A 24,648-nucleotide genomic window follows, 5' to 3' on the forward strand; every position below is an offset into this window, starting at 1 on the left:
CCGCCTGAGAATCCGCTTCCCTTCGCTCCGACGCATCCGGGCTGAGGCCGGGCGTGAGCTGGGCGCAGGCGGCGCCACGGTCATCGTGCCGTGCCGGCGCGGCGCGGCGCCCGGCCAGCGAATTTGCGTCCGCCCCTTGCTCGGCGAACGGCGGCACCCAGACAACTTTGAAATACTCACCCGGTGCTCGGACGACTGAAGACCCCCTCGCGTGATCTCGCGATCGACCTCGGGACCGCGCACACGCTCGTCTACGAGAGCGGGCAGGGCATCGTCGTCGACGAACCCAGCGTCGTCGCACTCGACGCGGCGACCGGCGACCTGCTCGCCGCCGGCCACGACGCCAAGGAGATGCTCGGACGAGCCCCCGGGCGCGTCTCCGTCGTCCGCCCCCTCGTCGGCGGCGTCATCAGCGACGCCGACGCCGCCGAGCGCATGCTGCGCTACTTCATCGCCCGCTCGCGACCCTCCCGCCTCATCCGCCCACGCGTCGTCGTCTGCGTCCCCTCGGAGGTGACCGGCGTCGAACGCCGCGCCCTCGAGGACGCCGCGATGCGCGCCGGCGCGCGCCACGTCGACGTCATCGAAGAAGCCGTCGCCGCCGCAGTCGGCGCCGGGCTCAACGTGCAGGCCACGCAGGCGTCGATGGTCGTCGACATCGGCGGCGGCACGAGCGACGTCGCCGTCACGAGCCTCGGCGGGGTCGTGCGCTCACGCTCCGTCCGCCTCGGCGGCCACGAACTCGACGACGCGATCGCAGCCCACCTGAAGAACGAATACGCGCTGCTGCTCGGCGAACGCACCGCCGAACGCATCAAGCTCGACGTCGGCAGCGCCTTCCCGCTCACCGAGGAACTGACGTGCGAGGTGCGCGGACGCGACCTCATCGGTGGGCTGCCGCGCAGCGTCACCGTGACGAGCGTCGAGATCCGGCGCGCGCTGGAACCGACCCTGCTCGCGATCTGCGACACCGTCCGCGCCACCCTCGACGCATGCCCGCCGGAGCTGGCCGGCGACATCCTCGACACCGGCATCGTCCTGACCGGCGGGGGAGCGCAGCTGCGCGGGCTCGACGTGCGCCTGCACCACGAACTCGCCGTTCCCGTCCGCGTCGCCGCCGACCCGGCGAACGCCGTCGTCCTCGGCGCCGGTGCGTGCGTCGAGAACTACGACCTCATGCGTGGGCTGCTCATGCCCGTGACGCGGTGAAGAACCCGCGCCGGGCGCGAACAAGGTCGACGTCGTCACCGACGGCGAGATCCGGGCGCGGGGGGCGATCGGTTCGGCGGTCGTCGGGTGAATTCGGTGCTGCCCCGCCGCGACGCGACCCGCACCGCCGCGGCCGACTCGTCGCGGTGGCCGTGCTCGCCGTCCTGCTGCTCGCGCTCACCGCCTCACCCGCGCTGCGCGCACGGGGTCAGCACTTGACCTCGGGTGCGCTCGGTGCGATCGCCGGCTGGGTGACCCCCCGCGACGACGCGTTGCGCGAGGCGAAGGAAGCGCGCATCCGCGCCGAGGCGCGGGCCGCCGCCGTCAGCGACGCCGACCACGTCGTCGACGAGGCTTCGAAGCTGTCGCGCTCGTTCGCCGCGTCAGGACGCGACGTCGTGACAGCGCGCGTCGTCGCGTTCACGCCCGCGACGGCGGCCGGTGACGCCCGGCGCGTCCAGATCGACGCGGGCCGGGACGCCGGGCTCGAGACGGCGCAGGCCGTCGTCGCGGCCGGCGGGCTCGTCGGACGGGTCACGGCGGTCGACGAGCACGCCGCGACGGTCACGCTCATCACTGACCCGGCGAGCGTCGTCGGAGCGCGCCTCGAACCGGGCGGCACGCTGGCCCGCGTCAGCGGAGCGGCGCCCGACGGGGTGGCCGCGCGCGCCGAGGGATCCGTCAGTCTCGTTCTCGCGGCGGGCGGTTCGGCGACGAAGGGAGCCCGCGTCGTCACCGCCGGCAGCCCCCAGGGCCGGCCGTACCCGGCGGGGTTGCGCATCGGGACGGTCACCTCGATCGACCCCGACCGTGGCCGCCTGGAGCGCAGCGCCACCGTCCGCCCCGCCGTCGACCTCAGCAGCCTCGACGTCGTCGGCGTGCTGCGCCCGCGGGCGTCGCGATGACGAGCGCCGAACAGCGCGTCCTCTTCGCGCCCGAACCGCTGCGCGAGCCCGCGACGATCCTCGCGCGCCCGTCCGCGCTCGCCGCGACGCGGGCTCTGTGGACGCTCGGCGCGGGCGTCGTCGCCGTCCTGCTGCCCCCGCACCTGGGCCAATGGGTGGCGTGGCTGGGCGCGCCGCTCGCGGTGAGTGTCGTGCTCGACGCGGGGGCGCTCGCCGCGCTCGGCTGGCTGCTCGCCGGGCTCGTGCTCTCCGTCGTGCTGCCGCCCGGCGGCGTCGACATCGTCGCGCATGCGGCGGCGATCATCGCGACCGTGCTCGTCCTGCGACGCCTGCGGGTGGCCGCGACGGTGAGTGCCTGGTCGGCTGCGGCGCTAGCCGCTGTCGCCGTCCTCGTGCACGACCTGACGCTCGTCGCGCTCGCCGCGGCCCAGAGCGGACGCGTCGGCGTCGCCGTCCTGCCGCTGCTCGTGCGTGTGGTAGTCGGCGGCGTCATCGGCCTCGCCGTCGTCGGGCGCTGGAACCGCTGGGCTGCGCGTGAACGAGCGCGAGGCCGGGCATGAGGCGGCTCGCGCGGCTCCGTCGTCGCGTCGGCTCGAGGCCGGAGCGACGTGCCTCTCGTGGCCATGCCGAGCCCGGGCGCCGCCGTCAGGCCAGCCGGCCACGAACCGGTTCGCGTGCCGCGGGTGGCCGACGCGCCACGCTGGGGCCGTTTCTCCTGCCGGAACGCATCGGTTCTCGGCGAGGTACGGGTGGCACCTCGGCGGCCCAACGGCGCCTCGCGATCTACCTCGTCCTGACGTTCGTCGCCGCGATCGTGCTCGTCGGACGCCTGGCCCAACTGCAGCTCGTCGACGCTCGGGCGAGCCGCGCGGCCGCCGATGCGATGACGACGCGGGCCGTCGTCGTCCCCGCCGTGCGCGGACGCATCCTTGCCGCGGACGGCAGTGTGCTCGTCGGCAACGGCTCCACGACGACGCTGACGATCACGCCCGACCAACTGCGCCGTCCGGAGAACGCGCATCGCATCCTGAGCCGCGTCGCGCACGCCATCGACCGCCCCGTCGCCGACCTCGAACGGCGCACCGCGACCTGCGGCACGAAAGGCGCCGCGCCGGCACCGGTGTGTTTCTCCGGTCAGCCGTTCGAGCCCGTGCCGATCGCCTCGGACGTCCCGACGGAGGCCGTCAGCGGCATCCTCGAACAGCCGGAGCGCTACCCGGGCGTCGCGGCGACGACCCGCCCCACACGCACGTACGGCCCGAGCGGCAGCTCGCTCGCGCAGGTGCTCGGCTATCTCACGACGACGACGGCGGACGACGTCACCGCCGCGCGCGAGGCCGGCCGCGAAGCTCCCGCGACGACGGCGCTGCTCGGGCGCGCGGGCCTGGAGCAGCAGTACGACACGCAACTGCGCGGCCGCGACGGACGCCGCGTCGTGAGCATCACGCCGACGGGGGAGGCCGAGCGCGTCGTGGCGGACGAGGCGCCGACGAACGGCGCCGATGTGCGCACGAGCCTCGACCCCGGGCTGCAGAAGTCCGCGGCCGACGCGCTCACGAAGGGGATCGCCGCGGCCCGTAAGGGCGGGTCGAAGGCCGATTCGGGTTCCGTCGTCGTCATGGATGCCGATTCGGGTCAGGTGGCGGCGCTGACGAACCAGCCCACCTACGACCCGAGCGTCTGGAACGGCGGCATCACCCAGGCCGAGTGGGACACGTTGACGCGCGGCGGCTCCGACCCGCTCTCGAACCGTGCGGTGACGGTGGCAGGGCCGCCGGCGTCGACGTTCAAGGCGGTGTCGCTGTTCGGGGCGGCCGCGGCTGGTGTCGACCCGAAGGGGACGTACGACTGCCCGAGTTCGCTGCGCATCGGCAACCGCACGTTCACCAACTTCGAGTCGGAGGCGCACGGTCGCATCGACATCCCGACGGCCCTCGAGGTTTCCTGCGACACCGTCTTCTACCGCTGGGCCTACCGCAGCTGGCTCGACGCAGGCGGGGCGAAAGCCTCCGTCGACGCACCCGACGCGTTCGCCGCAGCCGCCCGCACGTTCGGCTTCGGTGCCCGCACCGGCGTCGACCTGCCCGGCGAGGCGAGCGGCGCCGTCACCGACCGGGCGCAGAAGCGACGCGACTGGGAGGCGACGCGCGCCCGGAGCTGCGAGCGCGCGAAGCGCGGCTACCCCGAGGTCACGGACAAGGCGCGGGCGGCTTACCTGAAGCAGGTGGCGCAGGAGAACTGCACGAGCGGGTACGTGCTGCACGCCGGTGACGCGGTCAACCTCGCGATCGGTCAAGGCGACGTCAGCGCAACGCCACTGCAGATGGCGGCGACGTACGCCGCGGTGGCGACGGGCGGCACACGCGTGACGCCGACGCTCGTGCCCAACGCGACGTCCGCGCAGACGGAGACCACGAGCCTGCACCTCGACCCCGCGATGCTGGCCGTCGAGCGCGACGGTCTCGCCCGCGTCCTGCGCTCGGGGACGGCGTCGGACGCCTTCGCCGGGTTCGACCTCGCCCGCTTCCCGATCAGCGGCAAGACCGGCACCGCCGAGGTGTACGGCAAGCAGGCGACCGCGTGGTTCGCCTCTTACATGCCCGAGCCAGTCGCGGGGCACCGCTACGTCGTCGTCGTGCGCGTCGACCAGGGCGGCGAGGGCGGACGCGTGGCGGCACCCATCGGGCGCGCTGTGTGGGATGCCATCGCACGTCGGGGCGCCTGAGGCGGGCGCGGGGTTCGGTTTCGCGCTCGGCGCGACGAGCATGTTCGCCTCGGCGATCCTGACGGCCGGCATCGGCCCGTGGCTGCCTTACCAGATGCTCGGTGCGAGCTGGGTCGCGCTCGGTGCCGGCCTGTTGCCGTGGCGGCGCGGGCTGCGCTGGCCCGCCGAGCTCGCGCTGCTGTGCGGCTACACGGCGTTCGCGTCACTCGCGTACGGCTTCGTCCTCAACATGTCGTTCTGGCCGTTCTCGACGACCGGCGACCCCGGCATCAGCCCCGTCCCGGGGCGCAGCTTGCGACAAACCTCGCGCACTTCGTCGCGTTCAGCCTCGCCACGTCGCTGGGCTGGGATCTGGGGCGCGTCATCACGAACGTCGCCCTCGTCCTGGCCGTCGGCCGGCCCGTGATGACGGCGCTGCGACGCGCGTCGCGCCGGGCCGCGTTCGAGGCCCGGGGCGAGTTCGTCGATTAGGCCGCCACCTCCTGCCGCTGATAGCCTGAACGAAGCCGTAGACCGGCCGCGGATCGAGAGCGCCCCAGTGAACAGGCCTGGGAGCACCGCGCAGCGAGAGTTCAAAGGAGTCAGGTATGCCCCTGGACGTTGAAACGAAGAAGAAGATCATCGCCGAGTACGGCACGTCCGAAGGCGACACCGGCTCGCCCGAGGTTCAGATCGCCCTGCTGACGCAGCGCATCAAGGACCTGACGGAGCACTCGCGCACGCACAAGCACGACCACCACAGCCGTCGTGGTCTGCTCCTGCTCGTCGGTCAGCGCAAGCGCATGCTGCGTTACCTCGAGTCGGTCGACATCGAGCGTTACCGCTCGCTGATCAAGCGTCTCGGCCTGCGCCGTTGATCGCATTGATCACCATGATCTGACGCCGAGTGGCGGTCATCCCTGAAAGGGTGGCCGCCTCTCGGTGTTTTCGAGGCACGCGCCGCGTCGCCTCGAAGCAGCAAGAAACGGGCCGCGCACAACGACGATGCGCGTCCCGAGACGAAGATGAAACAAGAAGGAGGCCCCACATGGAGGGTCCCGAGATCCAGTTCGCCGAAGCCGTCATCGACAACGGCTCGTTCGGCACCCGCACCGTCCGCTTCGAGACGGGCCGCCTGGCCAAGCAGGCCAATGGCGCCGTCATGGCGTACCTCGACGACGACACGTGCCTGCTGTCGACGACGACGGCCAGCAAGCAGCCGAAGGAGCACTTCGACTTCTTCCCGCTGACGGTCGATGTCGAGGAGCGCAGCTACGCCGCCGGCAAGATCCCCGGCTCGTTCTTCCGCCGCGAGGGTCGCCCCTCGACGGACGCCATCCTCACCTGCCGTCTCATCGACCGCCCGCTGCGCCCGGCCTTCAAGAAGGGTCTGCGCAACGAGGTCCAGGTCGTCATCACCGTGCTCGCGCAGAACCCGGACGTGCAGTACGACGTCCTCGCGATCAACGGTGCGTCCGCGTCGACGCAGATCTCCGGTCTGCCGTTCACGGGCCCGATCGGTGGCGTCCGCGTCTCCCTCATCGACGGCCAGTGGGTCGCCTTCCCGAACTTCTCCGACATCGAGCGCTCGGCGTTCGACATGGTCGTCGCCGGCCGCATCGTGGGTGATGATGTCGCCATCATGATGGTCGAGGCGGAGTCGACGGAGTCGACGTGGAACCTCGTGAAGAACGGCACACAGGCCCCGACCGAAGAGGTCGTCGCCGAGGGCCTCGAGGCCGCGAAGAAGTTCATCCGCGTCCTGTGCGAGGCCCAGATGGAGCTCGCGAAGCAGGCGGCCAAGGAGGTCCAGGACTTCCCGGTCTTCCTCGACTACCAGGACGACGTGTACGAGGCCGTCGCGAAGGACGGCACCGACCAGACGGCCGCCGCGATGACGATCGCGGGCAAGGCCGAGCGCGAGAGCAAGCTCGACGAGATCAAGGACGCGCTCAAGGCCGAGCTGGCCGGCGAGGGCAAGCCGTTCGAGGGCCGCGAGTCCGAGGTCTCCGCCGCGTTCCGCTCGCTGCAGAAGCAGCTCGTGCGCGAGCGCATCCTGCGCGACAAGGTCCGCATCGACGGCCGTGGCCTCGCCGACATCCGCGCGCTCTCGGCCGAGGTCGAGGTGCTGCCGCGCGTGCACGGTTCCGCGATCTTCGAGCGCGGCGAGACGCAGATCATGGGCGTCACGACGCTCAACATGCTGCGCATGGAGCAGCAGATCGACTCGCTGTCGCCGAGAACGCGCAAGCGTTACATGCACCACTACAACTTCCCGCCGTTCTCGACGGGTGAGACGGGTCGCGTCGGTTCGCCGAAGCGTCGCGAGATCGGCCACGGCGCGCTCGCCGAGCGTGCGCTCATGCCGGTGCTGCCGACGCGTGAGGAGTTCCCGTACGCCATCCGTCAGGTCTCCGAGGCACTCGGCTCGAACGGTTCGACGTCGATGGGTTCGGTCTGCGCCTCGACGCTGTCGCTGCTCAACGCCGGTGTGCCGCTGCGCGCGCCCGTCGCCGGTATCGCGATGGGTCTCGTCTCCGCCGAGATCGACGGTGAGACGCAGTACGCCGCGCTCACCGACATCCTCGGCGCCGAGGACGCGTTCGGCGACATGGACTTCAAGGTCGCCGGTACGCGCGAGTTCGTCACGGCCATCCAGCTCGACACGAAGCTCGACGGCATCCCCGCGCAGGTGCTCGCCGGCGCGCTGACGCAGGCCCGCGACGCGCGTCTGCACATCCTCGACGTCATGAACGAGGCAATCGACGCTCCCGACGAGATGTCGCCGTTCGCTCCGCGCGTGCTCGCCGTCAAGATCCCCGTCGACAAGATCGGTGAGGTCATCGGCCCGAAGGGCAAGATGATCAACCAGATCCAGGAGGACACCGGCGCCGACCTGTCGATCGAGGACGACGGCACGGTCTACATCGGTGCGACGGACGGCCCGAGCGCCGAGGCTGCGCGCAACGCCGTCAACGCCATCGCGAACCCGCAGATGCCGGAGGTCGGCGAGCGCTTCCTCGGCACCGTCGTCAAGACGACGACGTTCGGCGCGTTCGTCTCGCTCCTGCCGGGCAAGGACGGCCTGCTGCACATCTCCGAGGTGCGCAAGCTCATCGGCGGCAAGCGCATCGACGCCGTCGAGGACGTCCTCAAGATCGGCCGGAAGGTCCAGGTCGAGCTCAAGGAGATCGACCCGCGCGGCAAGCTGTCGCTCGGTGTCGTCGAGGAGGCCAAGGCCGACGACGCGCCCGAGGCGCCGAACGAGACGACGCCGGCCGCTCCGGCCGACGTCGACGCCGACAGCGCTGACGCCGCCGCGAAGATCGCCGACGCTGCGGGCCACATGGACTCCGGTCACGCGAGCGATGAGGACGGCGAGCGCAAGCCGCGTCAGCGTCGTCGTGGCGGCCGTGGCCGTGGCCGCGGCAACGACGCTGCCGAGGGCCGCGGTGACGCCGCGTCCGACCAGCTCGTCGACGCCGGTGACGACGACCAGGCGGCATCCGCGACGTCCGAGGACGCCTGAGCCGCTCACGTGAGGGAGCGCGCCCACCGTTGAGGTGAGCTGCTCCGTCCGACGAACCCGCCCCCGATCCGCGACCCGCGGCTCGGGGGCGGGTTCGTCATCTCACCCGTGTGGGGCGCATGGGATGATGCGCAGGTGAACTCAGTGGAGCGTGCCGACGGGTTCCAGCGTCGACATCCGGCGCTGGGCTACCCGATCGGTGTCATCTACAAGTTCGTCGACGACCAGGGCGCCTACCTCGCGGCGCTGATCACGTACTACGGGTTCCTGTCGATCTTTCCGCTCCTGCTGTTGCTGCAGTCGGTTCTCGGCTTCGTCATCGACGGTGACGACCGGTTGCGTCAGCAGATCCTCGACTCGGTGCTCGCGCAGATCCCGGTGCTCGGGCCGTCGCTGCACTCCGCGTCGATCGAGTCGCTGACGGGCAGCGTGTCGGCCATCGTCATCGGCGCGATCGTGGCGCTCTACGGTGGCCTCGGCGTGGCGCAGGCGATCCAGCACACGAGCAACCACTGCTGGGCGGTGCCGCGCAACAGCCGCCCGAACCCGATCCTCATGCGCGTGCGCAGTGGCGCCATCATCATGTTCCTCGGGGCGGCGCTCATCGCCATCGGCATCCTGCCGACGCTGTGGAAGCCGTTGCAGAGCTGGGCGTGGTTGCTCAACGTCGTGTTCGGCACGGGCATCTTCCTGCTGCTCATGAAGATGACGAACGCGCGCGGCGAGGGCTGGGGGCGTCTCGCGCCGGGCGCGTTCTTCATCAGTTTCGCCTGGCAGTTCTTCGTCGCGAACAGCACGACCTTCACGAACATCTTCGGGGCCCGTTCGACAGGCACCTACGGCACCTATGGCGGCATCCTGACGCTGCTTCTCGCCAGTTACCTCATGTCGTTGTCGTTCGTCATCGGCACCGAGATCAACGTCGTGCTGCACAAGCATCTGTACCCGCGTTCCCTCATGACACAGTTCACCGACGACGTCGACCTGACGCTCGCCGACCAGCAGGCGTACGCGGGGCAGGCGCAGATGCAACGGTTCAAGAACTACGAATCCATCGACGTCGTCTTCGACAAGGACGGCGACGGTCTCGCCGATCAGCCCTCGGATCTCGACGTGCGGTGGAAGGATGCGGTGCGGGCTCACGACGACTGGTTGCAGACTCGCCACCCGATGCGCCCGAGCGGCATGTGGGGCCTGAACGCCGAGAACGAGGATCGCAGCAGCGCGGACGGGAGCGAATGATGGGGGAGCAGACCATGGTGACGAACAAGAATGACACGGTGATGCAGACCAGCGACGAGCCGATCGTCCTGGGGCCGATGGTGCGCTACACCAGCGAATGCGAAGCGTCGATGTGGGTCGAGACCCGCGACGCCGGGGAGGTCGCCGTCATCACCGACGGTGGGCGCTGGAGCGCGCGCACGTTCGGCGCACACGGGCATCACTACGCCCTCGTGATCCTGGACGGTCTCGAGCCGGGGCAGACGTACGGCTACCGCGTCGAGGTGAACGGCGAACAGGCGTGGCCCCTGGCGGACTCGCCGTTCCCCGACCCGTTCTTCAAGACGCTGCTGCACTCACGCCCCACGAAGATGGCGTTCGGCAGCTGCCGCACGAGCGAACCGCACGATGCGAAGAGCAACCGCAAGAACGGCATCGACTCGCTGCGCGCCGTCGCGCACGAGATCGCCCGCGACCCTCACGACGAGCGGTGGCCCGACCTCGTCGTGCTGCTCGGCGACCAGGTCTACGCCGACGAGACGTCGGAGGCGATGCAGGAGTACATCGAGGCGCGCCGCGGGCTCGACGCGCCGCCCGGCGAGGAGCTCAAGGACTACGTCGAGTACGCGCACCTGTACCGCCTCGCCTACAGCGAACCGGCGGTGAGGTGGCTGCTGTCGACGCTGCCGAGCGCGATGATCTTCGACGACCACGACGTGCGTGACGACTGGAACACGTCGCAGACGTGGCACGAGAAGATGAACGCGACGCCCTGGTGGCACGAGCGCATCGTCGGCGCACTCGGGTCGTACTGGGTCTATCAGCACTGTGGCAACCTCTCGCCCGAGGCGCTCGCCGATGACGAGCTGTGGCAGCTCATCACGTCGCACACCGGGGACGACGAGCTCGACATCACCGCCGCCGTCGACGCGTTTGCCGAGCGGGTTGACGAGGACCCGACGACGTACCGCTTCTCCTACACCCGTGATCTGGGCGAGTCGAAGCTCATCGTCGTCGACTCGCGGGCGGCGCGCGACCTACGTCCCGATCACCGCGCGATGCTCGACGCGGACGAACTGCGCTGGCTCGATGACGAGTTGCGCGGCGACGTCGAGCACCTGTTCATCGGCACCTCGCTGCCGTTCTTCATGCCCGAGGGCCTGCACATGCTCGAGGCGCTCGACGAGGCCGCGGCCGAGGGGACGTGGGGCCGTCCGGCGGCGTTCTTGGGGGAGAAGCTGCGTCAGGTCGTCGACCTCGAGCACTGGGCGGCGTTCAGCGACACGTTCTTCAAGGTCAGCGACATGCTGTTCGAGGTCGCGCGTGGTGAGCGTGGCCGAGCGCCGAGGACGATCACGTTCCTGTCGGGCGACATCCACAACTCGTTCCTGTCGGAGGTCAACGGCGGCGAGGAGCTGACGTCGCGCATCTTCCAGGCCGTCTGCTCGCCGATCCGTAACCCGCTGCCGCGCCACGTGCGCGCGCTGCAGGCGATGATCGGCAAGGGCCTCGCGTTCCCGCTGCGCGCCGTCGTCGAGCGCACGAGCGTGCGCACGCCGTCGTTCCGCTGGCGCACGACGCACGGGCCGTGGTTCGACAACAACCTCGCAGTCGTCGAGGTGACGGGCGACGGTCTCGACTTCCGCTGGCTGACCGGCGAGATCCGCGACGGCGACCTCGAGCACCCGCACACGCGGGTCGTCAGCGACATCCGCATCGAGGGTGACGGTGAGTCGAAGCGTCTCGACACGTGGCAGCCACTCGGCATTCGGATCCTGACGCGCGTGGCGCACCTTCGTCGATAGGGTCGCGTCCATGAGCGAGACGATCAAGGTTGCAGTCATCGGTGCCGCCGGGCGCATGGGCAGCGAGGCGGTCAAGGCCGTCGAGGCCGCGGACGACATGACGTTCGTCGGTGGCTTCGACGCCGGGGACGACCTGGGCGACCTCGGGGGTGCCGACGTCGCGATCGAGCTGACGGTGCCCGCCTCGTCCCCGACGAACGTCGCGCAGTGCATCGAGCGCGGCGTCAGCGTCGTCGTCGGCACGACGGGGTGGGACGACGCGAAGCTCGCGACGCTGCGGGCGCAGCTCGACGCGGCGCCCGGCGTCGGTGTGCTCATCGCGCCGAACTTCTCGATCGGTGCGCTGCTCATGATGAAGTTCGCCCGCGAGGCGGCGAAGTTCTACGAGAGCGTCGAGGTCGTCGAGATCCACCACCCGAACAAGGTCGACGCGCCGTCCGGCACGGCCGCGCACACGGCGCGCGCCATCGCCGAGGCACGTGAGCAGGCGGGGCTGGGGCCGGTGCCAGACGCGACGGAATCCGACCCCGACGGCGCGCGCGGCGCCCGCGTCGACGGCATCCCGGTGCACGCGATCCGCATGCGCGGGCGCGTCGCGCACCAGGAGGTGCAGTTCGGCGCCGAGGGTGAGGCCCTGACGATCCGTCACGACAGCTTCGAGCGCGTGAGCTTCATGCCGGGCGTGCTGACGGGCGTGCGCGGCGTCGTCACGACCCCGGGGCTCACGGTGGGCCTGGAAAACTTCCTCGGGCTCTGAGCTCGGATGCTCCGTCTGGGCCTGAGGTCCGCCCGGGCGGTGCGCCGACAGCGTCCGTCCGCGTGAACGTCGAAGGCCCGGACGGTCGCGCTGGCGTCGCGTGCCGGACACCTGGGCGTCAGGTCGGGGCCACGTCGCGCGGCTAGCGTTCTGGAATGCTCGATGCCGTGCTCGCGCCGCTCGAACACCTCATGACGTCGTGGTGGATCTACCCGGCGCTCTTCGGCCTGTGCACGCTCGATGCGTTCGTGCCTGTTTTTCCCAGCGAAGCCCCGCTCATCCTCGCCGGGGTGTACGCCGCGTCCGATCCGAACGGGCCGCAGCTCGTGCTCGTCGTGCTCGTGGCCACGCTGGGGGCGGCACTGGGCGATCACCTCTCCTACGGCATCGGCCGGGTCGTCGGTGCGCGCTCGCTCGGGGCGCACGGTTCGCGGCGTGCTCGCACGTTCGAGAAGGTCTCGCGCGTGCTGCACGAACGAGGGTCGTGGGCGTTGCTCGTCGTGCGCTTCATCCCGGGCGGACGCAGCGTCGGCACGATGTCGCTCGGCGCTGCACGCTACCCGCTCCTGCGGCAGTTCACGCCGTACGACCTGCTCGCGACGCTGCTGTGGGCCCTGCACGGTTGCCTCATCGGCTACATCGGCGGCCGTGCGTTCGGCGACAACCACCTCGCGGGCATCCTCACCGGCATGGGGCTCGCGATGGCGGTCGCGTCGCTGCTCGAAGGCGTGCGCCACGTCCGAACGAAACGCCGCATGACGCGCGAAAGCCACGCCGCGAGTGGTGATTCCACCCGAGACGCGGCGTCGTCCGTCGAGGTCAGTCAGTCGTGACGATGACGTGCAGGCGCCGCGGGCCGTGCACCCCTTCGACGCGATCGAGCTCGATGTCGCTCGTCGCGCTCGGACCGGAGATCCACGTCAGCGGATGCCCCGCCTCGACGCTCGCGCGCAGGGCGCCGACGGCGGCCGGCACGTCCGCGTGGATCTGGTCGGCCCGCACGAGACAGACGTGCAGATCGGGCACGAGCGTCAGCGCACGACGCCCCTGCCCCGCAGTGTGATCGAGGACGATCGTGCCCGTCTCGGCGATGGCCGCGGCACACGTCGTGACGACCGCCTCGATGGCGTCGAGACCGTCGGGCGTGCCCGGGTCTTCGCGCGCCATCGACGCATCGACCGCGCCGACGACTGCCTCGGGCAGCCCGGCCGGCAGCAGGACGCCGTTCGCGCCCTCGAGCGCCGCGGCGACACGCGCGCCGGCGTCAGCTGCCGAGGCACGTTCGACGACCGCCTTGTAGTCCTCGGTGCGCTCGACGAACAGGTCGACGAGGTCGGGCGACCCCGCCGCGGGGGTGGCGTCGGCCGCAGCGCGCGAACCGTCCGCATCAAGTGACGTCGCCTGGGCGCCGGCGCTGCCCGACGACGAATCCCGCTGCGTCGTCGCCGAATCGGCCCGCTGCGACGACGTGCTCGTCACCCCGGCGTTCGCGTTGGCCGTCCGGATGCGCTGCAGGATCTCCTCGCGTGCGCTGCTCATGCCTCGTCCTCGCTGTCGCTGGTGGGGTGGGGGAGCCCGGCGTCGCGGGCGCTCGTGCCGTAGTGGCCCTCGACGTCGACTCCGGCGCGGTTCGGACGCGACCCCGCTGCGGCCTGGCCGCTCTCGTCGAGCCGGCCGCCGTCGGTGCGCGCGAACCACTCGCGGAACGTCTCGGTCGGGGGAGCGGGGATGTCACGCGCTGCGCTCCACGGCGCGAGGGGCCCGGGAATCGCGCCGAGGTAGGAGACGTCCTCACGCTTGAAGACCTTGCCGGCCACCGTCGCGAGCGTCTGCAGACGCCCCATGCGCTTGCCGGAGGCGAGCGCCCATTCGGCGCCCGCGATGGCGGTGCGCTCGAAGCTCGGGACGCGCGAGGCGGCGCGCTTCTTCTCGACGACCTGCGTGCGCAGTTCGACGAGGATCTTCGGAAAGTCGATCTTGACGGGGCACACCTCGCTGCACGCGCCGCACAGTGACGACGCGAAGGGCAGCGCCTTGTCGCGATCGGAGTCGAGGCCGCGCATCTGCGGGGTGAGGATGGCGCCGATCGGTCCGGGGTAGACGCTCGTGTAGGCGTGCCCGCCCACGCGTTCGTAGACGGGGCAGACGTTGAGGCACGCCGAGCAGCGGATGCAGCGCAGCGCCTCGCGCCCGACGGTGTCCGACAACACGCGCGTGCGGCCGTTGTCGACGAGCACGACGTGGACGTCCTGCGGGCCGTCGGCCTCGCTCGACCCCGTCCACATCGACGTGTAGGGATTCATGCGCTCACCGGTCGACGAACGTGGCAGCAGTTCGAGCATGACGGCGAGGTCGTCCCACGTCGGCAGCACCTTCTCGATGCCGACGACGGAGATGAGCGTCTCCGGCAGCGTCAGGCACATGCGTCCGTTGCCCTCGGACTCGACGACGGCGAGCGTGCCCGTCTCCGCGACGGCGAAGTTGGCGCCCGAGATCCCGACCTTGGCGCGCAGGAACTTCTCGCGCAGGTGACGACGGGCAGCGTCGGCGAGCGCGGCGGGATCGTCGCTCAGGTTCTCGGGGGCCGGGCGGCCGACCTCGCCCATCTCGGTGCGGAAGATGTCGCGGATCTCGCTGCGGTTCTTGTGGATCGCGGGCACGAGGATGTGCGACGGGCGGTCGTGGCCGAGCTGGACGATGAGCTCGGCGAGGTCGGTCTCCCACGCGTCGATGCCCGCGGCTTCGAGGGCCTCGTTGAGCTCGATCTCCTGCGTCGCCATCGACTTGACCTTGACGACTTCCTGCGTGCCTGTCGCCTTGACGAGGTCGACGACGATGCGGTTGGCCTCCTCGGCGTCACGCGCCCAGTGGACCGTCGCGCCGGCGCGCGTCAGCGACTCCTCGAGCGTGACGAGCAGCGTGTCGAGGTCGGCGAGCACGTCGTCCTTGACGGCGGCGCCGCGCGTGCGCAGTTGCTGCCAGTCGTCGACCTCGCCGACGACCTCGGCGCGCTTGGCGCGGATCGTGCCGGTCGCGTGACGCAGGTTGGCGCGCAGTTGGGCGTCGTCGAGGGCGTGCTTCGCCTCGTGCGGGAAGGCCGGCATCCCGACGAACGTCGCGGTCGTCGTGCCGACGGGCAGACCCGCGTCGGCGGCGGTGCGGGGCTGGCAGCTCATGCGGGGTCCTGTTCGGTCGAGGCGAGCACTTCGGCGAGGTGGATGGTCTTGACGCCGGTGCGTCCGCGGTGCAGCAGACCGCCGATGTGGGCGAGGCACGAGTTGTCGCCGGCGACGACGTACTCCGCGCCCGTCTCGACGACGTGGCGCGCCTTGTCGTTTCCCATGGCGACGGAGACGTCGGGGTTCTTGACGCTGAACGTGCCCCCGAAACCGCAGCACTGCTCGGCGGCGGGCAACTCGCGCAGGTCGGCACCGGCGACCGCGCGCAGCAGCTGCAGCGGACGGTCGCCGACGCCGAGCATGCGCAAGCTGTGGCAGGTGGGGTGGTAGGTGATGCGGTGCGGGAAGTAGGCGCCGACGTCGGTGACGCCGAGCACGTCGACGAGGAATTCGGACAGTTCGAGCACCCGCGGGGCGAGCGCGTCGACCTCGCGGGCGAGGCCCTGGTCGCCGACCCGCTCGGCGATCATCTCGTGCTGCTCGCGGACGGATCCGGTGCAGGAGCCGGAGGGGGCGACGACGTAGTCGAACGCGTCGAACGTGTCGACGAACCCGCGCACGAGGCCCTTAGCGTCGTTCGCGTACCCGGTGTTGGTGAACATCTGGCCGCAGCAGGTCTGCTCGGTGGGGAACTCGACGTCGACCCCGAGGCGGCGTAGGAGCTTCACCGTCGCGATCGGCGCCTTGGGAAACATCGTGTCGTTGAAGCAGGTCGCGAAGATCGCGACGCGTGGGCGGGTGGGGGCGATCGTCACGACGGCATCCTTAATGGTCTGACCAATGTGCTGCATCTCACTCTAGAAGCATGACCCCCGACGGTCAAGAAGTCGAGGCCGCGTAGCATGCCGCCCATGACCCACCCCTGCGCGCCCGCCTCGCCCGAACCGGGCCCGCCGCCCGCAGCCGAGGAATCCGGTCTGTCGAACCCGGGGCAGCCGGCGTCGGAACCGGCCCCCGCGCCGGACGCGACGCCCGTCCAGGTCGAGACTCCGGCTGGCGCGCAGGGTGCCAACCCGGTCGCGTCACGATCGGGGCGTGCCTACGAGGGTGTCGTGCAGTGGGTCGAGGACGGCATCGTCTCGGGCCGTCTGCGTGTCGGCGACGTGCTGCCCGCCGAGCGTGACCTCGCCGCGCAACTCGCCGTCAGCCGTGCCGTGGTGCGTGAGGGCGTGCGCGCCTTGCACGCCATCGGGGTCGTCGACTCGCGCGTCGGAGCCGGTGCGGCCGGCGGCACCGTCATCACGGCCGTGCCGACGGAGGCGCTCAACCGGTTCTTGCGCATGCACGTGGCGCTCGCGCAGTTCAGCCTCCTCGACGTCGTCGACGTGCGCTGCAGCCTCGAGGGCCTGTCGGCGCGGCTGGCCGCGCGCAACGCGACCGACGCCGACCATGCGCGCCTCGCCGACCTGATCACCGCGATGCGTGACGACGACCTGCCGCCCGATGTCTTCAACGCGTGCGACACCCATTTCCACGTCGCCATCGCGCGGGCCGCGGGCAACGCGCTCGCCACCGACCTCACCGTCGCCATCCGCGAATCCATGCGCAGCCCCATCCGTCACGGCATGAACCACGTCGACGACTGGCCGGCTGTGCGCGCGCGGTTGCGCGAGGAGCACGAGGCCATCGCCGCGGCGCTCGCGGACGGCGACGGCTCACGCGCCGCCGATCTGCTCGACGCGCACATCCGACGCGCGAGCGAGCAACTCCTCGGGGACGGCGCGCAGGCAGCCGGCGACACCGCCTGACGGGACGACTTGCGCTGGTCGGTGCTCGCGTGGCGGAGGCGAGGCCCACGGTGGCGATCCTGTGGCCCGCGCCGACGGCCGGGCGGGCAAGGCACGCGGGGAGGCCGCCGTCAGCGCGTGAGGACGATGGCCGCCGCGATGAAGTGGGCGATGAACGCGGCGACGGTGCAGGCGTGGAAGATCTCGTGGAAGCCGAACACTCGCGGCCACGGATCAGGGCGTTTGAAGCCGTAGACGACGGCCCCGAGGGTGTAGAGGATGCCGCCCGCGGCGATGAGCGTCATGACGAGGGTGCCGCCCGCGGCGTGCAACGGCCCGGCGTAGAAGATCGCGACCCAGCCGAGCGCGACGTAGATCGGCGTGTAGAGCCAACGCGGCGCATGCACCCAGGACGTGCGGAAAGCGACGCCGAGCAGCGCGCCGACCCACACGATGACGAGCAGACTCACCCGTTGCCGGCCCGCGAGCAGTGTCAGCGCGAACGGCGTGTACGTGCCGGCGATGATGAGGTAGATGTTCGAGTGGTCGAGGCGGCGCAGGATCGTGTCGGCGCGCGGGCTCCAGTATCGGCGGTGATACAGCGCCGACGTGCCGAACAGCATCGTCGCCGTAGCACCGAGGACGAGCGCCCCGACGCGCGCCGGGGTCGTGTCGGCGAGCAGGGCGAGCACGAGACAACCGATGAGGCACAGGGGCGCGAGGACGAGGTGCAGCCACCCGCGCAGCAGGGGTTTCATCGCCACCGCCAGGGCCTCGCCCGCGGGGTGCTCACCATGTTCGCCGTGCCCAGTGGACTCGCCGTGCCCGTCAGGCAGAGCCGACCGTGTGGGTTCATGGATCATCGGGTCGAGGGTCATGGCGTCGGGGTTCGTGTCGTCGGCGTTCGTCGGTTGGGCTGCTGCGGGTTGCGGACGGTCGGTTGCGGGGGTGTTCACTGCGGGCTCCTCGATCGGTCGGCGATCAGCCCGAGCGTCAGCTCCAGGCCGGTGCGGGCGTCGGTGAGCGTGTCACCGTAGTGTTCGCGCAGGGTGCCCAGGCGGTAGCGCACCGTCTGGGGGTGGACGTGGAGGGCCTCGGCGACCTCCTCGCGGCGTCCGTGGTGCAGCAGCCAGGCGAGCAGCGTCTCGGCGAGCACGGCCCGCTTGGCCTCCGAGACGTCGGCGAGCGGCGCCAGGGCGCGCTCGCGCAGCATCTGCGCGACGAGCGGGTCGGCGTCGAGGATCAGTTCGGGCAGCAGCGTGTCGGCGTCCGCCGGTTCACTCACCCGGGCGAATCGCAGCGCGCGTCGGGCGCGCGTCACCGATTCGGCGGCGCGGCTCCAGGCGAGCGCCGGCCCGAGGGCTGCTGTGGTCGTAGCGCAGGCAGCGAGGACGCGCGCGCGGTTGCCGGGTGGGAGGTCGGGCACGAGCACGAGCGGCGAGCCGTCCGGGGTGCGCGACCACAGGGCCTTCTCACCGACGGCGCTCGCGACGGCCGCCGGGGCGTCGCCCGTCAGTGCCAGCGCCGTGAGGGTGCGCGGCGGGTTCCAGTGAGCCCGTTCGGCGAGATGCTCGAGCGTGTCGGGCTGGTCGCCCGCGACGAATGCCGCCGCCAGCTGGTCGCGTCGGCGCGCGAGCTCACGGGTGCGGGCCGTCATGGCCGCGGTGTGGCCGGCGAGGCTCTCGACGGACAACTCGTCGATGAACGCGAACGTGCCCGCAGCGAGGCTCGCGATGCTCGCGGCCGACTCGCCCTGCGCGACGGCGCGTTCGGCGAAGTGCGTCCACGCCTCGCGGGCGCCGACGCGGTAGGCCGTGAGCAGCGCGTCGCTCGAGCGCCCCGTTTCCGCCTCGCCCTGGCCGAGGCGGTAGGCGCCGGTGCGCATGGCCGTGGCGGACGTCGTGTCGCCGTCGTCACCGAGGGTGTCGAGGAAGGCCGCGAGGGCCATCGCGACGGCCGCCTCGATGTTCGCGCGCAGTGTGTCGCCGAACTCGCGGTCGTAGCCGGGCACCTCTCGGATGATGGCCTCGACGCACCCGCTGGCCGTGTTCGGCAGGTGCTCTCGCAGGGTGGCAATGGTGTCTTGCCGCAGAGTCGACATGTTCACACTCTACGAACAAATACCGAAAAGATCATGTGAGGTCGCGGTCAAGAATTATCAGCTGCGCGCCAAATACGCTGGTCGCATGCCGCACGCCGTCTCCTCATCAACCACGATGGCCCGCTCGTCGGACGAACGGCGGGCCTCCGCCCGCCTGAAGCATCTCGCCTGGAACGCCGTGCGCACCCTGACGACGCCGCTGCTGCCCGACGACTACCTCGACCTCGTCGACCCGCTGCGCAGCCCCCGCTACCTGCGCGCCCGCGTCGTCGACGTGCACCCCGAGACGGCGGACGCCGCGACCGTCACGCTGCAGCCGGGCCTCGGTTGGGCAGGGCACGTGCCGGGGCAGTTCATCCGCGTCGGCGTCGACGTCGACGGGGTGCGCCTGTGGCGTGCGTACTCGGTGACGTCGGGGCCGCGCGACGACGGGCGCATCACGATCACCGTCAAGTCACTCTCCGGCGGGCTCGTCAGCTCCCACCTGCACGAGTCGTTGCGCTCCGGCCAGATCGTGCACCTCGAACAGGCGAGCGGCGAGTTCGTCTGGACGGGAGGTGTCGAGCCGACGCTGTACGTCACCGGCGGCTCCGGCATCACCCCCGTCATGGGCATGCTGCGCCACCGTCTCGCCGCCGAGGGCGAGCGTTCCGACGGCGAACGCACGCACGACATCGTCGTCGTGCACTCGGCCGGCCACCCCGAGGACGTCATCTTCGCCGACGAGCTGCACGGGCTGCACGAGCGTGGCGCCATCACCCTCGTCGAGCGCCACACACGCCTCGAGGGCCGGCTCGAACCGGCCGAGCTCGACCATCTCGTACCCGACTGGCGCGATCGTGAGGTGTACGCGTGCGGCCCCGCCGGGATGCTGCGGATGCTGCGCGAGTTCGCCGAACTCAATGGCGTTGAGGACAAGCTGCACACCGAGAACTTCGTCGTCGAGCTCGCCGAACCGGGGGAGGGCGGCACCGCGACCATCGTCATGGGCACGACGACGCGGGAGGTCGCCGTCAGCGGCGAGACGTCGATCCTCGACGCGGCCGAGGCCGCCGACATCCTCGTGCCGAGCGGATGCCGCATGGGCATCTGTTACGGCTGCGTGCTGCCGCTGCGTTCCGGCGCGGTGCGCGACATGCGCACCGGCGAGGTGACGAGCGGCACTGACGGCGACGGCGTCATGGTGCAGACCTGCATCTCCTCCGCCGCCGGGGACTGCACGATCGGACGCTGAACTCGACGCCTGTGCAGGGCGCCGGCCGGGCGCGAGATCGGCTCGGGCGCCTCACGACGAACCACGACCATGACGAACCGCACGACGAGAACGACGAAGAAGGATGGCTGTCGCATGACCGCACTGCAGAAGAAGGACCACAACCCGATCGCTCACCTGAGCCGCGCCGACATCGAGCGTCTCGGTGAGGAGCTCGACGCGGTGCGTGCACGGGTCGTCGAGAGCCGGGGCGAGAAGGACGCGGCGTACATCCGTCGTGTCATCCAGGTGCAGCGTGGCCTCGAGATGGGGTCGCGGGCACTGTTGTTGTTCTCGAAGAAGAAGCCGGCGTTCGTCATCGGGACGGCGGGGCTCGCCGTGGCGAAGATCCTCGAGAACATGGAGATCGGCCACAACGTCATGCACGGCCAGTGGGATTGGATGCGCGACCCGAAGATCCACTCGAGTACGTGGGAGTGGGACAACGCCTCGCCCGCCGACCTGTGGAAGCACAGCCACAACGAGCTGCACCACACGTACACGAACGTCATCGGGCGCGACAACGACCTCGGGTTCGGCATCATGCGCGTCGACGAGGATCAGAAGTGGGTGCCGTTCTACCTCGCACAGCCGATGTGGAACTTCATCAACGCGTGCTTCTTCGAGTACGGCATCGCCGCGTACGACCTGGAGATCGGCAAGTACCTCAAGGGGCGCAAGGACAAGGACGTATTCGCCCGCGACGGTCGCAAGGTGCTGCACAAGATCCGTGAGCAGGTGACGAAGGACTACATTGCGCACCCGCTGCTCTCGGCGCTGACGGGGTCGGGCAAGCAGACGATCAAGGCGAACTTCATCGCGAACCTCACGCGCAACCTCTGGACACACTCGGTCATCATGTGCGGACACTTCCCGAGTGGTGTCGAGACGTTCACGAAGAAGTCGATCGTCGGGGAGACGCGCGGCGACTGGTACCTGCGCCAGATGCTCGGTTCGGCGAACATCAGCGGTTCGCGGGCCATGCACATCGCGACGGGCAACCTGAGCTACCAGATCGAGCACCACATGTTCCCCGACCTGCCGAGCAACCGGTACGCGGAGATCAGCGAGCAGGTGCAGGACATCGCTCGCCGCTACGGGTTGTCCTACGTGACGGGGCCGCTGCCGAAGCAGATCGCGTCGGCCTGGTGGGCGATCATCCGCCTGTCGCTGCCGAACGAGTACGCCGCGAAGCTCGAGCGGAAGCCCCAGAACGTCACGCAGCTCGTGCAGCGGCAGGTGCAGCCCCAAGCCGCCTGAGTCTCGCCATGGGCTCACGAGCACCTCCTTGCTCGCTTTGCTGCCGAGGAGGTGCTCGTCTTGGCCACTCTGAGGATGCCAGATGTCGATGAGGTCGTCCACGAGCGCCTGCGCCGTCAGGCTGCGGAGCCTGGACGTTCCGTCGAGGCCGAGGTGCGGGCGATTCTCGCGGCAGCGACCCACGTGCCGGAGAAGAATTTCTTGCAGACGCTGCGTGAGCGCACGCGACCGCCCACGTTCTCGCGAGTGCTACGTCGGTCGGGCGAGTCATGGGAACGGCGGATGCCCAGATCGCCGGTATCGCTCTGGCCGCCGGCTCTGCACTCGCCACGCGCAACGCGCAGGATTTCGCCGGGGTCGGCGGGCTGCGCCTCATCGATCCCCTCGAAAGCTCGTCCTGAGGTCTCACTCCACCATAGGGAGCGAGATCTGAATCCAGGAGCGTCGGCTCAGAACAACCGGATGATCGCGGCCGTCGCGGCCGCGACGATGACGACGACGATGAACGGCGCGCGCAGAACCAGGGCGATGATCGCTGCGACGGCCGCCGCTGCGCGCGCGTCGATGACGACCCGGCCGCCGTCGCCGACGAACGCCTGGACACACACGAGGCCGGTGAGCAACGCCACCGGTAGCAGCGCGACGATGTTCGACGTCCGCTTGCCCTCGAGGTAGCGCGGCGGCACGAGATAGCCGATGAACTTGAGCACGAACGACAACGCGCTCGCGAGCAGAACCGTCGTCCATGTGCTCATGTCGTCGATCCGATCCGGCCGGCGTCGGACGGGCCACCGGGCGTCGCGCCGTCACCGGGCGCATCGGCGCGAGACGTCTCGACGCCGGGAACGTCGGCGCTCGACTCGCCGTCGGCTGAGGGGGAATCGTGCCGTGTGGAGTACCACCAGCCGACGACGACGGCCGCGACGACCGTCGCGAGAACGGGCACGCCGGCCTGCGTGAGCGGCGACAACCCGAGCGCGATGCACGCGGCGAGCGCCGCCGTCACCTTGCCCTGCAGCGTGCCGAGGCGCGGCCACAGCAGCGCCATGAAGGCGCCGACGGCGGCGGCGTCGAGGCCGTACTTCTTCGGGTCGCCCATCGCGTTGCCGGCGACTGTGCCGACGAACGTCATCGTGTTCCACATGACGTAGACGCCCAGGCCCGTCCACCAGAATCCGGTGCGTGACAACTGTTCGGTGGGGCGCCCGACCGACATGGCGGCCGACTCGTCGATCGTCACCTGCGCGGCGAGGAGGCGCCGCAGCCCGCGCGGGCGTAGGAACTGGTTGATCTGCAGACCATAGATGCCGTTGCGCACGCCGAGCAGTGACGACGTCGCGACGGCCGACGCTCCCGACCCACCGCCACCGAGCACCCCGACGACGGCGAACTGCGAACCGCCGGAGAACAACAGCAGCGACAGCGCCATCGTCTGCCAGGTCGTGAGGCCCGCAGCGATGGCGAGCGCGCCGAAGCTGACGCCGGACACGCCCGTCGCGATCGCGAGGGAGACCGAGTCCTTCTTGACGGCCGCGGCGTCCTCGTGGAGGGCGTCGGGATGGTCGTGGTCGGAGTGGTCGCCAGGGGTGTGCGCCGTCCGGTGATGACGGACGTCGACGGGCGCGTCACCTCCCGACGTCTCGTGCCGGGCGTCGCTCACGAGGTGCGGCGTTCGTACATGACGAGCGTGAACCCGTCGCGCGGTGCGCGCTGCGTCTCGACCCACACGGCCGGGTCGATCGTGGGAAAGTGGGCGTCGCCCTCAGGCGCGAGGGGGATCTCGCTGATGAGCAGACGGGTGACGTGGTCCATCGTCGCGGCGTAGATCTGCGCGCCGCCGACGACGAACGCGTCCTGGCCGGCGACCTGTTCGAGGGCTTCGTCGACAGAGTGAACGACGGTGACGGACGTGTCGTCACGCGCCGGCTGTGCGGGGGCGAACTCGGGATCGTGCGTCACGACGATCGAGCGGCGCCCGGGCAGGGTGCCCATCGTCGCGAACGTCGTGCGCCCCATGATCATGGGGTGAGCCATCGTCGTCGCCTTGAAGTGCGCGAAGTCGGCGGGGATGTTCCACGCCATGTCGCCGCCCGTGCCGATGACGCCGTTCTCGGCGACGGCGGCGATGCTCGTCAGCTGGGGCGCATCGCTCATACCGCCACCTGGGCCTTGATCGCGGGGTCGGCCTCGTAACCGTCGAGGCGGATGTCATCGAGCTCGAACGCGTCGAGCGCCGTCACGTCGGGGTTGAGCACGAGCGTCGGCAGCGTCTTCGGCGTACGTGTCAGCTGGAGGCGCGCCTGGTCGAGGTGATTGACGTAGAGGTGCGCGTCGCCGAGCGTGTGGACGAAATCGCCCACCGCGAGGCCCGTGACCTGCGCGACCATGTGGGTCAGGAGGGCATACGAGGCGATGTTGAACGGGACGCCGAGGAAGACGTCACCACTGCGCTGGTAGAGCTGGCACGACAGCTTTCCGTCGGCGACGTAGAACTGGAACATCGTGTGGCACGGCGGCAGCGCCATGTCGTCGACGTCGGCGACGTTCCACGCCGAGACGATGTGACGACGGCTGTCGGGGTTCGTGCGAATCGACTCGACGACGCGCGCGATCTGGTCGATCGTCTCGCCGTTCGGCGTCGGCCACGAGCGCCACTGGTGGCCGTAGATCGGCCCGAGGTCACCGTCGGCGTCGGCCCATTCGTCCCAGATCGAGATCTTGCGCTCGTGCAGCCATGCGACGTTCGTGTCGCCGCGGAGGAACCACAGCAGTTCGCCGAAGATCGAGCGCAGGTGCAGCTTCTTCGTCGTGAGAACGGGAAACCCCTGGGACAGGTCGAAGCGCATCTGATGACCGAAGACGCTGAGCGTCCCCGTGCCCGTGCGGTCGTCCTTGCGGGTGCCCTCGTCGAGAATGCGCCTCAGCAGTGCGTGATATTGCTCCACGCGCCTCACTGTAGGACGCGCCGGTGACAAGGCGCCTGCGGCGTCCGCTTCGTG

The 24,648-nt window shown here is 70.4% G+C and carries 24 protein-coding genes; 15 read left to right on the plus strand and 9 right to left on the minus strand.

The features are described from left to right. The first annotated feature begins 183 nt into the window (after nucleotides 1-183). The 11 genes from J4Z35_RS11235 (at nucleotide 184) to J4Z35_RS11285 (ending at nucleotide 12,963) form a co-directional block, all read left to right on the plus strand. Nucleotides 184-1,209, plus strand: a complete 1,026-nt coding sequence (locus J4Z35_RS11235) for a rod shape-determining protein (RefSeq protein ID WP_074040534.1) — start codon at nucleotides 184-186, stop codon at nucleotides 1,207-1,209. Nucleotides 1,210-1,355: 146 nt separating this feature from the next. Then, entirely contained in the window at nucleotides 1,356-2,114 is a 759-nt protein-coding gene (gene mreC, locus J4Z35_RS11240) for a rod shape-determining protein MreC (protein WP_062257513.1), read from the plus strand. Next, nucleotides 2,111-2,674 carry a hypothetical protein gene (locus J4Z35_RS11245; protein ID WP_062257515.1) on the plus strand — a complete coding sequence of 188 codons (564 nt, stop codon included), beginning with the start codon at nucleotides 2,111-2,113 and terminating at the stop codon, nucleotides 2,672-2,674. The genes mreC and J4Z35_RS11245 overlap by 4 nt, the downstream gene beginning before the upstream one ends. Beyond that, complete coding sequence (locus J4Z35_RS11250; protein ID WP_062257517.1) at nucleotides 2,671-4,839, plus strand: penicillin-binding transpeptidase domain-containing protein; 2,169 nt, start codon at nucleotides 2,671-2,673, stop codon at nucleotides 4,837-4,839. Before J4Z35_RS11245 ends, J4Z35_RS11250 begins: the two co-directional genes overlap by 4 nt. After that, nucleotides 4,814-5,245: a hypothetical protein gene (locus J4Z35_RS11255; protein ID WP_062257519.1), complete on the plus strand. Its 432-nt coding sequence runs from the start codon at nucleotides 4,814-4,816 to the stop codon at nucleotides 5,243-5,245. The genes J4Z35_RS11250 and J4Z35_RS11255 overlap by 26 nt, the downstream gene beginning before the upstream one ends. A gap of 181 nt (nucleotides 5,246-5,426) precedes the next feature. Then, entirely contained in the window at nucleotides 5,427-5,696 is a 270-nt protein-coding gene (gene rpsO, locus J4Z35_RS11260) for a 30S ribosomal protein S15 (protein WP_006946370.1), read from the plus strand. Nucleotides 5,697-5,866: 170 nt separating this feature from the next. Further along, nucleotides 5,867-8,347 carry a polyribonucleotide nucleotidyltransferase gene (locus tag J4Z35_RS11265; RefSeq protein WP_062257521.1) on the plus strand — a complete coding sequence of 827 codons (2,481 nt, stop codon included), beginning with the start codon at nucleotides 5,867-5,869 and terminating at the stop codon, nucleotides 8,345-8,347. A 135-nt stretch (nucleotides 8,348-8,482) separates the two neighbouring features. Next, a complete protein-coding gene (locus J4Z35_RS11270) occupies nucleotides 8,483-9,589 on the plus strand; it encodes a YihY/virulence factor BrkB family protein (RefSeq protein WP_062257533.1) in 1,107 nt (368 codons plus the stop codon). Further along, entirely contained in the window at nucleotides 9,589-11,373 is a 1,785-nt protein-coding gene (locus J4Z35_RS11275; RefSeq protein WP_235006122.1) for an alkaline phosphatase D family protein, read from the plus strand. Before J4Z35_RS11270 ends, J4Z35_RS11275 begins: the two co-directional genes overlap by 1 nt. A 10-nt stretch (nucleotides 11,374-11,383) precedes the next feature. Next, nucleotides 11,384-12,130, plus strand: a complete 747-nt coding sequence (gene dapB / locus J4Z35_RS11280; protein WP_006946352.1) for a 4-hydroxy-tetrahydrodipicolinate reductase — start codon at nucleotides 11,384-11,386, stop codon at nucleotides 12,128-12,130. A gap of 155 nt (nucleotides 12,131-12,285) precedes the next feature. After that, on the plus strand, nucleotides 12,286-12,963 hold the full coding sequence (locus tag J4Z35_RS11285; RefSeq protein WP_006946364.1) for a DedA family protein: 678 nt from the start codon (nucleotides 12,286-12,288) through the stop codon (nucleotides 12,961-12,963). Here the strand turns inward: J4Z35_RS11285 and J4Z35_RS11290 are convergent. The 3 genes from J4Z35_RS11290 to J4Z35_RS11300 are packed head-to-tail and all read right to left on the minus strand — an operon-like array spanning nucleotide 12,950 to nucleotide 16,064. Then, a complete protein-coding gene (locus tag J4Z35_RS11290) occupies nucleotides 12,950-13,669 on the minus strand; it encodes an LUD domain-containing protein (RefSeq protein ID WP_006946357.1) in 720 nt (239 codons plus the stop codon). The genes J4Z35_RS11285 and J4Z35_RS11290 overlap by 14 nt on opposite strands. Continuing rightward, nucleotides 13,666-15,306, minus strand: coding sequence for a LutB/LldF family L-lactate oxidation iron-sulfur protein (locus J4Z35_RS11295; protein ID WP_006946361.1), 1,641 nt, complete (start codon nucleotides 15,304-15,306; stop codon nucleotides 13,666-13,668). Before J4Z35_RS11295 ends, J4Z35_RS11290 begins: the two co-directional genes overlap by 4 nt. Next, nucleotides 15,303-16,064 (minus strand): (Fe-S)-binding protein, encoded by a 762-nt coding sequence (locus J4Z35_RS11300; RefSeq protein ID WP_038567617.1) that lies wholly within the window; start codon nucleotides 16,062-16,064, stop codon nucleotides 15,303-15,305. Before J4Z35_RS11300 ends, J4Z35_RS11295 begins: the two co-directional genes overlap by 4 nt. A gap of 96 nt (nucleotides 16,065-16,160) precedes the next feature. Here J4Z35_RS11300 and J4Z35_RS11305 point away from each other — a divergent pair, with 96 nt between their 5' ends. Continuing rightward, nucleotides 16,161-17,057 (plus strand): FadR/GntR family transcriptional regulator, encoded by an 897-nt coding sequence (locus J4Z35_RS11305; RefSeq protein ID WP_082740689.1) that lies wholly within the window; start codon nucleotides 16,161-16,163, stop codon nucleotides 17,055-17,057. A gap of 110 nt (nucleotides 17,058-17,167) precedes the next feature. On the opposite strand, the gene J4Z35_RS11310 is transcribed toward J4Z35_RS11305, so the two are convergent. Together J4Z35_RS11310 and J4Z35_RS11315 are read right to left on the minus strand one after the other, a co-directional pair. Then, on the minus strand, nucleotides 17,168-17,992 hold the full coding sequence (locus J4Z35_RS11310) for a hemolysin III family protein (protein ID WP_062257525.1): 825 nt from the start codon (nucleotides 17,990-17,992) through the stop codon (nucleotides 17,168-17,170). Continuing rightward, complete coding sequence (locus tag J4Z35_RS11315; protein ID WP_062257527.1) at nucleotides 17,989-19,137, minus strand: helix-turn-helix domain-containing protein; 1,149 nt, start codon at nucleotides 19,135-19,137, stop codon at nucleotides 17,989-17,991. Before J4Z35_RS11315 ends, J4Z35_RS11310 begins: the two co-directional genes overlap by 4 nt. An 85-nt stretch (nucleotides 19,138-19,222) precedes the next feature. On the opposite strand from J4Z35_RS11315, the gene J4Z35_RS11320 reads away from it, so the two are divergent. From J4Z35_RS11320 to J4Z35_RS14745, 3 genes are all read left to right on the plus strand, one after another. Continuing rightward, nucleotides 19,223-20,371, plus strand: a complete 1,149-nt coding sequence (locus J4Z35_RS11320; protein WP_208065576.1) for a ferredoxin reductase — start codon at nucleotides 19,223-19,225, stop codon at nucleotides 20,369-20,371. A 114-nt stretch (nucleotides 20,372-20,485) separates the two neighbouring features. Next, nucleotides 20,486-21,649: an acyl-CoA desaturase gene (locus J4Z35_RS11325; protein WP_038570627.1), complete on the plus strand. Its 1,164-nt coding sequence runs from the start codon at nucleotides 20,486-20,488 to the stop codon at nucleotides 21,647-21,649. A gap of 269 nt (nucleotides 21,650-21,918) precedes the next feature. Then, nucleotides 21,919-22,050 (plus strand): type II toxin-antitoxin system VapC family toxin, encoded by a 132-nt coding sequence (locus J4Z35_RS14745; protein WP_144693322.1) that lies wholly within the window; start codon nucleotides 21,919-21,921, stop codon nucleotides 22,048-22,050. Between the two features lie 48 nt (nucleotides 22,051-22,098). On the opposite strand, the gene J4Z35_RS11330 is transcribed toward J4Z35_RS14745, so the two are convergent. Genes J4Z35_RS11330 through J4Z35_RS11345 form a run of 4 tightly spaced genes read right to left on the minus strand, consistent with a single transcriptional unit; the run spans nucleotide 22,099 to nucleotide 24,594 of the window. After that, a complete protein-coding gene (locus J4Z35_RS11330) occupies nucleotides 22,099-22,404 on the minus strand; it encodes an AzlD domain-containing protein (protein WP_038567630.1) in 306 nt (101 codons plus the stop codon). Beyond that, a complete protein-coding gene (locus tag J4Z35_RS11335) occupies nucleotides 22,401-23,309 on the minus strand; it encodes an AzlC family ABC transporter permease (RefSeq protein ID WP_062258085.1) in 909 nt (302 codons plus the stop codon). Before J4Z35_RS11335 ends, J4Z35_RS11330 begins: the two co-directional genes overlap by 4 nt. Beyond that, nucleotides 23,306-23,803, minus strand: a complete 498-nt coding sequence (locus J4Z35_RS11340; protein ID WP_062258083.1) for a dihydrofolate reductase — start codon at nucleotides 23,801-23,803, stop codon at nucleotides 23,306-23,308. The genes J4Z35_RS11335 and J4Z35_RS11340 overlap by 4 nt, the downstream gene beginning before the upstream one ends. After that, nucleotides 23,800-24,594, minus strand: a complete 795-nt coding sequence (locus J4Z35_RS11345; RefSeq protein ID WP_062258080.1) for a thymidylate synthase — start codon at nucleotides 24,592-24,594, stop codon at nucleotides 23,800-23,802. Before J4Z35_RS11345 ends, J4Z35_RS11340 begins: the two co-directional genes overlap by 4 nt. Between the last annotated feature and the right edge of the window lie 54 nt (nucleotides 24,595-24,648).

The organism is Dermacoccus sp. NHGro5 (assembly GCF_017565385.1).
Lineage (GTDB): Bacteria > Actinomycetota > Actinomycetes > Actinomycetales > Dermatophilaceae > Dermacoccus > Dermacoccus nishinomiyaensis.